The 7,529-nt window shown below is 71.8% G+C and carries 9 protein-coding genes; 2 read left to right on the top strand and 7 right to left on the bottom strand.

The genetic code is table 11. From position 1 onward, the window contains the following. Together VMR86_01850 and VMR86_01845 are read left to right on the top strand one after the other, a co-directional pair. On the top strand, positions 1–256 hold a 256-nt coding region (locus VMR86_01850; GenBank protein ID HTO05774.1), incomplete at its 5' end, for a cupin domain-containing protein. A 51-nt stretch (positions 257–307) separates the two neighbouring features. Beyond that, positions 308–1,375, top strand: a complete 1,068-nt coding sequence (locus VMR86_01845) for an alcohol dehydrogenase catalytic domain-containing protein (protein ID HTO05773.1) — start codon at positions 308–310, stop codon at positions 1,373–1,375. 6 nt (positions 1,376–1,381) lie between these two features. On the opposite strand, the gene VMR86_01840 is transcribed toward VMR86_01845, so the two are convergent. The 7 genes from VMR86_01840 to VMR86_01810 form a co-directional block, all read right to left on the bottom strand. Further along, the gene (locus VMR86_01840; protein ID HTO05772.1) at positions 1,382–1,726 is read right to left on the bottom strand and encodes a YciI family protein; all 345 of its coding nucleotides are present in this window, start codon (positions 1,724–1,726) and stop codon (positions 1,382–1,384) included. Positions 1,727–1,774: 48 nt separating this feature from the next. After that, positions 1,775–3,319, bottom strand: coding sequence for an acyl-CoA carboxylase subunit beta (locus tag VMR86_01835; GenBank protein ID HTO05771.1), 1,545 nt, complete (start codon positions 3,317–3,319; stop codon positions 1,775–1,777). Next, a complete protein-coding gene (locus VMR86_01830) occupies positions 3,309–4,151 on the bottom strand; it encodes a 3-hydroxyacyl-CoA dehydrogenase NAD-binding domain-containing protein (protein ID HTO05770.1) in 843 nt (280 codons plus the stop codon). The genes VMR86_01835 and VMR86_01830 overlap by 11 nt, the downstream gene beginning before the upstream one ends. Beyond that, the gene (locus tag VMR86_01825; GenBank protein HTO05769.1) at positions 4,151–5,326 is read right to left on the bottom strand and encodes an acetyl-CoA C-acetyltransferase; all 1,176 of its coding nucleotides are present in this window, start codon (positions 5,324–5,326) and stop codon (positions 4,151–4,153) included. The genes VMR86_01830 and VMR86_01825 overlap by 1 nt, the downstream gene beginning before the upstream one ends. Before the next feature lie 175 nt (positions 5,327–5,501). Beyond that, positions 5,502–6,188, bottom strand: coding sequence for a ribonuclease III (gene rnc / locus VMR86_01820; protein HTO05768.1), 687 nt, complete (start codon positions 6,186–6,188; stop codon positions 5,502–5,504). A gap of 19 nt (positions 6,189–6,207) precedes the next feature. Beyond that, the gene (gene mnmA, locus VMR86_01815) at positions 6,208–7,269 is read right to left on the bottom strand and encodes a tRNA 2-thiouridine(34) synthase MnmA (GenBank protein ID HTO05767.1); all 1,062 of its coding nucleotides are present in this window, start codon (positions 7,267–7,269) and stop codon (positions 6,208–6,210) included. A 17-nt stretch (positions 7,270–7,286) separates the two neighbouring features. After that, positions 7,287–7,529: cysteine desulfurase NifS (locus VMR86_01810; GenBank protein ID HTO05766.1), on the bottom strand; the 243-nt coding region annotated here is incomplete at its 5' end.

Genomic DNA, 7,529 nt, shown 5'->3' with positions numbered 1-7,529 from the left:
GAGTCACCACCTGGTCTGGATCGTCGACCGCGAGCAGCCCCACCGGCACGACAGCCACGACCTGTTCGTGGTCATGCTGCGCGGCTCGGGCACCATGCGCATCGGCAGCGAGACCCGGCCCATCGCACCGGGCTCGATCCTCTACGTGCCGCGCGGGACGGTGCACGCCTTCACCAACCAATCGGGCGCGCCCGCGGCGTCGTACGCCATCTACTTCCCGCCTTTCGACGGCAAGGATCGCGTGCCGGTGGAGTGAGTCTGTTCGCCACAGGCGACGAACGCCGGGCGCAGCCGTACCTTAGGGATCATGGCGACGATGCGGGCTGCGGTTTTCGTGGAGAAGGGCCACATCGAGTTGCGCGAGGTTCGACGCCCGGAGCCGGGGCTCGGCGAAGCGCTCCTCAAGCTGTCGCTGACGACGATCTGCGGCACTGACGTGCACATCTTGAAGGGTGAATACCCGGTGCGGCCGGGGCTCGTGGTCGGCCACGAGCCCGTCGGACGGATCGAAGCGCTGGGTCCGGGAGTCGCCGGTTTCGAGCGGGGCGATCGCGTGATCGTGGGCGCGATCACCCCCTGCGGGCAGTGCCGCGCCTGCCTCTCGGGCGACGGCGCGCAGTGCAGTCATGGCGGCGAGCGCTTCGAGTCGCTCGGGGGCTGGCGCTTCGGAAACACGATCGACGGCTGTCAGGCGGACTACGTGGTCGTGCCGAACGCGCAGGCGAACCTGGCTCGCATTCCCGAGTCACTCGCCGACGAGGACGTGCTGCTCTGCCCCGACATCATGTCCACCGGCTTCTCGGCCGTAGAACGGGGGCGGGTCCGCATCGGTGACGCGGTCGCCGTGTTCGCGCAGGGCCCGATCGGCCTGTGCGCGACCGCGGGCGCGCGCCTCGCCGGTGCCGCGCTGGTGATCGGCATCGACTCCGTGCCCGCGCGCCTCGCGCAGGCCAAGCGCATGGGAGCCGATGTCGTGCTCGATTTCCGCCAGCAAGACGTGGTGGCGGAGATCCGGCGACTCACGGGCGGCGGCGTCGACGTCGCGATCGAAGCGCTCGGTCAGCAAGAGACGTTCGAGAACTGCCTGCGCGCCGTGCGGCCGGGCGGCGTGGTGTCCAGCCTGGGCGTCTACTCGGGTCACCTCCAGGTCCCACTCGACGCCTTCGCCGCCGGGCTCGGCGACCACACGATCGTGACCACACTCTGCCCTGGCGGCAAAGAGCGCATGCGGCGGCTCATGAGCGTCGTCGCCGCGGGCCGGGCGCCGTTCCGGGAGCTCGTGACTCACTCGTTCCGGCTCGCCGAGATCGAGGCCGCTTATGAGCTCTTCGGACACCAGCGCGACGGGGTGATGAAGGTCGCGATCCGGCCTTGACGGCGCTCACTCCAGGAACGGGCGCACCTCGTTCGAGCCTGCGATGAAGCGGCCGCGCTCGGCCCACTCCAGCGCCTCGGCGAGCGAGCCGGCCTCGATCACGTAGATCCCGCCGAGGATCTCCTTGGTCTCGGCGAACGGCCCGTCGCAGACGCGCGAGCGGCCCGCGGCGTCGCGCCGCACGGTCCGCGCGCTGGCGGCGCCGTCGAGTCGCCCGGACCAGACGTACTTGCCTTCGCGCTCGAGCGCGGCTCGGAACTCCCCGTGCTTGCGGAACACGTCGGCCTGCTCCGCCGGCGTCAGCCGCTCCCAGGCACCCGCGCCGTCCGTCATCAGGATCGCGTACTTCACGTCGCCACCTCCATCCTACGACGCGCGAGCCTGCCGCAGCGCGACGTCTCACACCGGCCGGATACCCCGTTTCTTCGCCGGCAGCGGGTCCTCGGGGCGCGCGCGGTAGAGCGCGAAGCGGCGGATCAGCTCGTCGCGGAGCCTCTCGGGCGGAACGATGTCGTCGATCACGAGCTCGGAGCCGAGCAGCTCGAGCTCGATGTCGGCGCGGTACTCCTCGCGCAGCTTCTCCACGAGCTGGGCGCGCTCGGCCTCGGGCGTGGCCTGGATGCGGTTGTAGAAGACCGCGTTCACGGCGGCGTCGGGTCCCATGACGGCGATCTGAGCGCCGGGGAGCGCGAGACAGGCGTCGGGCGCGAAGCCGGGGCCGCACATGGCGTACAGACCCGCACCGTAGGCCTTGCGCACGATCACGCTGATGCGCGGCACCGTGGCCTCGGAGACCGAGCTGATCATCTTCGCGCCCGCGCGGATGATGCCCTCGCGTTCGACCTTCTTGCCGATCATGAAGCCGGGCACGTCGGCGAGATACAGAAGAGGCACGCCGAACGCGTCGCACATCTGGATGAAGCGCGCGGCCTTGTCGGCGGAGTCGACGAACAGCACCCCGCCCTTCCACTTGGGCTGGTTGGCGATGACTCCGAGCGGCTTGCCGTCCAGCCGCGCGAAGCCGGTCACGACCTCGCGCGCGAACAGCTTCTTGAGCTCGAAGAACGAGCCGGCGTCGACCACGCGCTCGATCACCTCGAAGATGTCGAAGGCCTTGTTCTCGTCGCGCGGGATCGCGGCTTCGAGCTCGGCGACCGGCTTCGCGGGCGGCGCGCCCGCGCGCTCGGGCAGTGACTGGCCGCACGAGGACGGCAGATAGGAGAGATACGCGCGCGCGCCCTCGAGCGCCTCGTGCTCGGTCTTGCACAAGACGTCGCCGCAGCCCGACACCGAGCAGTGCATGCGCGCGCCGCCCATCTCCTCGAGCGTGGTCTTCTCGCCGATCACCATCTCGGCCATGCGCGGCGAGCCGAGATACATCGACGCCGTGCCCTCGACCATGAACACGAGATCGCAGAACGCGGGGATGTACGCCCCGCCGGCGGCCGATGGCCCGAACAGGCAGCACACCTGCGGGATGAAGCCCGACAGGCGCACCTGGTTGAAGAAGATGCGCCCGGCGCCGCGCCGGCCCGGGAACATCTCGATCTGGTCGGTGATGCGCGCGCCCGCGGAGTCCACGAGATACACCAGCGGCGCGCGCAGCCGCTCGGCGGTCTCCTGGATGCGCAGGATCTTCTCGACCGTGCGCTTGCCCCACGAGCCCGCCTTCACGGTCGAGTCGTTCGCCATCACGCACACGGGCCGACCGTCGATGCGGCCGGTGCCGGTCACCACGCCGTCGGCGGGCAGGTCGGCTTCCTTGGCGTTCGCGAAGACCGCATCCTCGACGAACGAGTCACTGTCGAACAGCCGCGCGATGCGCGCGCGCGCGAAGAGCTTCCCCTCCGCGGCGAGCTTCTCGTGCGAAGCGGGCGAGCCACCCTTGCGGATGCGCTCGAGCTTGCCCCGTACCTGTTGCCCGTCCACGGAGCTAGTAGGTATAGAACCCGCGCTTGGTCTTCACGCCCAGGTGGCCGGCCTCGACGCGCTTGGTGATCTCGAGGCAGGGCTTGTGGTGCGCCTGGCCGAACTCGCGGTGGAGCGAGTCGAGGATCGCCCAGACGATGTCGAGCCCGACCAGATCGGCCAGCGCCAGCGGGCCCATCGGGTGGTTGCAGCCGAGCTTCATGCACTCGTCGATCGACTTGGCGTCGGCGACGCCCTGCTGCAGCGCCGTGGCGGCCTCGTTGATCATCGGCATGACCACGCGGTTCACCACGAACCCGGGCATGTCGCGCACCGGGATCGGCACCTTGTCGAGCTTGGTCGCAAGGTCGGTGACTGCCGCGGCCGTGGCGTCGGACGTCTCCAGCCCGCGCACCACCTCCACCAGCTTCATGGCCGGCACCGGGTTGAAGAAGTGCAGGCCCACGAAGTTCGCGGGCCGGCCCGAGAGCGCCGACAGCGCGGTGACCGAGAGCGACGACGTGTTCGTGGCGAAGATCGTCTCCGCGCCGCAGATGCCGTGCAGCCGCTCGTAGAGCTCGCGCTTGACGTCGACCTCTTCCGGCACGGCCTCGATCAGGATGTCGGCCGTCTTCACGTCTTCCAGCGCGGACACGCCGCGCACGCGCGCCAGCGCCGCGTCGTGGTCGGCCTGGGTGATCTTCTCGCGCTGCAGGAGCCGCCCGAAGCCCTTCTTCAGCGCGCCGACGCCCTTCTCGACCGAAGCCGGCTTGCGGTTCCAGAGCAGGACCGAGTAACCCGACTGGGCCGCGATCTGCGCGATGCCCGCGCCCATCGTGCCCGTGCCGAGGATGCCGAGAGTCTTCATCAGACGAGCTCCACGCCGAGCGCCACCGCCTCGCCGCCGCCGATGCACAGCGTGGCGATGCCGCGCTTCTTGCCGCGGTCCTTGAGCGCGTGGAGCAGGGTCACGAGCACGCGCGCGCCCGAGCAGCCGATCGGGTGGCCGAGCGACACGGCGCCGCCGTGCACGTTCACGGTCTCGGGGTCGAGCCCGTGCTCCTTCATCGCGGCCATGGTCACGCCGGAGAACGCCTCGTTGATCTCGTACAGATCCCAGTCACGCGGCTTGGTCTGGGTGCGTTCGTAGAGCTTCGCCAGCGCGTGCACCGGCGCGATCGTGAACCACTCCGGCTCCACGGCCGCGCTCGCGTCGGCCACGATCCTGGCCAGCACCGGCAGCTTCAGCTCCGCAGCGCGCGCGCCGCTCGCGATCACGAGCGCCGCGGCGCCGTCGTTGATCGACGACGCGTTCGCGGCGGTCACGGTGCCGTCCTTGTTGAAGGCCGGGCGCAGCGTCGAGAACTTCGCCGGGTCACCGCGCGTCGGCTCCTCGTCCTGGTCGACCACGACCGCGCCTTTCTTGCTGGCGATCTCGACCGGCACGATCTCGGCCTTGAACTTGCCGCTGGCCTGCGCCGCGCGCGCGCGCCGGTACGACTCGGCCGCGAACTTGTCCTGGTCCTCGCGGGTGAAGCCGTACTTGGCCGCGACCATGTCGCCGCAGTTGCCCATGTGCATGTTCTTGTACGGGTCCCACAGGCCGTCGTGGATCATGGTGTCGATGATCTGGCCGTTGCCCATGCGGTAGCCGCTGCGCGCCTGGGGCAGCACGTACGGCGCGTTGGTCATGCTCTCCATGCCGCCCGCGATCACGACCGACGCGTCGCCGATCAGGATGTCGCGGCGCGCGAACATCACGGCCTGCAGACCCGAGCCGCAGACCTTGTTCACGGTGACTGCGCCCACGCTCACCGGCAGCCCCGCCTTGATCACCGCCTGGCGCGCCGGCGCCTGGCCCATGCCGGCCGGCAGCACGTTGCCGATGAAGGCGCGCTCGACCTTGGCGCCATCGACGCCCGCGCGCTTCACGGCTTCCTTCACCGCGATCGCGCCCAGCTCGGCGGCAGACAGTCCCGAGAGCGCGCCCTGGAAGGCGCCGATCGGCGTTCGGCAGGCGCTCGAAATCACTACGTCCGTCATGGCTTGGGTTCCCTCCGGCAGGGGTGAGGCGTTTTCGATGGTTGACCGTGGGCTGGAGGGTCCGGGAGGTGGCGCTCGGGTGGCGCTGGCCCGCGGACCCCGAACGGGCAGGATGCGCACGGTACACGATGATTCCGCACTGCGTCAATCAGGAATATTCAACTCCCTCGCGTGTTTAGGCGAGATGTTTTTCCCCCGAGAGGGCGGCCAGCGCGGCGCTGGCGGCGGCCTGCTCGGCGGCGCGCTTGGACCCGCCCGAGCCGGCTCCGATCAGGGTCTGGCCGGCCCGGACCTCGACCGCGAACTGGCGCGCGTGGGCCGGACCCTCGGAGGCCACGGTCGTGTAGCGCGGGGGCTCGCGGCCCTGGGCCTGCAGGAGCTCCTGGAGCGCGCTCTTGGGGTCGCGGGCGCGGCGGGCGCCGGGGTGGAGCAAGGCTTCCAGCTCGCGCCCGATGAAGGCCCGGGCGACCTCGAGCCCGCCATCGAGATAGAGCGCGCCGATCACGGCCTCGAGCGCGTTGGCCAGGATCGAGTCCTTGGTGCGGCCGCCCTGACGCCGTGCGCCACGGCCCAGGCGGATCCACTGGTCCAGCCGCAGCGCGCGAGCGCGCTCGGCCAGCGCCGCCTGATTCACGGCGCCCGCGCGCATGTGCGTGAGCTCGCCTTCGTCGGCCTGGGGCCTCCCGGCCATGAGCCGCTCGGCGACCACCAGGCCCAGCACCGCGTCGCCCAGGAACTCGAGCCGCTCGTTGCCGGCGTCGCGGTCGCCGGCCTCGTTGGCGCGCGAGGCGTGAGTCAGGGCCTGCTCGAGCAGCTCCGGGCGCGCGAAGGCGTGGCCGAGGCGGTCGGCGAGCGCAGCCAGGTCGGCCGCGGGCGCGAGCTCATCCGGCGGCAGCGATCCACCCTCCGCCGAGCACGCGCTCGTCGGCCGCGTCGTACAGCACGGCCGCCTGACCCGGCGCGGGCGCCCACACGGGCTCGTCGAAGCGCAGCGCGGCGCGGCCACCCGGCTCGGGCGCGACGCGCGCCGACACCGTCTTGTGTCGGTAGCGCACGGCCGCGCGCACCGGGCCCTCGGGCGGCGCGCCGGACAGCCAGCTGGCGTTCTCGATGCGCGCCTGGCGCGACCAGAGCTCCGCCTCGCGCGCGACCACGAGCGTGTTCTCGGCGGCGCGCACCTCGGCCACGTACCACGGGCCGCCGCCCAGGCCGAGCCCGCGGCGCTGGCCGGGAGTGAAGCCCGCCGCGCCGTCGTGCTCGCCGAGCACGGCCCCGTCGCGCGTCGCGATCGGGCCGGGCGCGCGAGTGACTCCCGCGCCCAGCCGGCCCAGCGCGCCGCGCACGTCGCCGTCGGGCACGAAGCAGATGCCCTGGCTCTCGGGCTTCTCCGCGGTGGCCAGGCCGAGCTCGCGCGCGAGCTCGCGGACCTCGTGCTTCTCGAGCTCGCCGAGCGGGAACGCGATGCGCTCGAGCGCGGCGCGCGGCACGTCGAACAGGAAGTAGGTCTGGTCCTTGGCGCGGTCGCGCGGGCGGAACAGCGCGGGGCCGCCGTCGTCCGCCGGAGCGATGCGCGCGTAGTGACCCGTGGCGACGCCAGCGGCGCCCAGCGCGTCTGCGCGCCGCAGCAAGAGGTCGAACTTCAACACGCGGTTGCAGGCCACGCACGGAATCGGCGTGCGGCCGGCCGCGTATTCGGCCACGAACGGCTCCACGACCTCTGCGCGGAAGCGCTCGCGGTAGTTCGCGGTGTAGTGGCGGATGCCGAGCGCGCGCGCGACCTCGCGCGCGTCGTCGGCGTCGGGCAGCCCGCAGCAGCGCTTGCCCGCGATCGGCAGTGACTCGTCGCGCGTGCCCTGGCCGAGGTCCATGGTGACTCCCACGACCTCGTGACCCGCGCGCGCCAGGAGCGCCGCGGCGACCGACGAGTCCACGCCGCCGCTCATCGCGACCAGCCAGCGGGTCACGCGGCCCTCGCGCGCCGCACGCGGGCGACGATCTCGGGCAGCACGGCCAGCACGGCGGCGATCTCGGCCGGCGTGGTGCCGGGCCCCAGGCTGAAGCGCAGCGCGGCGCGCGCGAGCTCGGCCGGCACGCCCATGGCGAGCAGCACCGGCGACGGCTCGGTCGAGCCCGAGTGACACGCGGCGCCGGTCGAGACCGCGATGCCCTCCAGGTCGAGCGCCTCGACCAGCGCCTCGCCCGA

Source organism: Myxococcota bacterium, assembly GCA_035498015.1.
Taxonomy (GTDB): domain Bacteria; phylum Myxococcota_A; class UBA9160; order SZUA-336; family SZUA-336; genus VGRW01.
The sequence above is the reverse complement of the archived record's forward strand: the minus strand, read 5'-3'. Positions and strand labels throughout refer to the sequence as shown.

Excerpts from the sequence above, each read along its gene's own strand:
- VMR86_01825 (HTO05769.1), bottom strand. The coding sequence starts at position 5,326 with ATGACGGACGTAGTGATTTCGAGCGCCTGCCGAACGCCGATCGGCGCC.
- VMR86_01845 (HTO05773.1), top strand. The coding sequence starts at position 308 with ATGGCGACGATGCGGGCTGCGGTTTTCGTGGAGAAGGGCCACATCGAG.
- mnmA (HTO05767.1), bottom strand. The coding sequence starts at position 7,269 with ATGAGCGGCGGCGTGGACTCGTCGGTCGCCGCGGCGCTCCTGGCGCGC.
- VMR86_01830 (HTO05770.1), bottom strand. The coding sequence starts at position 4,151 with ATGAAGACTCTCGGCATCCTCGGCACGGGCACGATGGGCGCGGGCATC.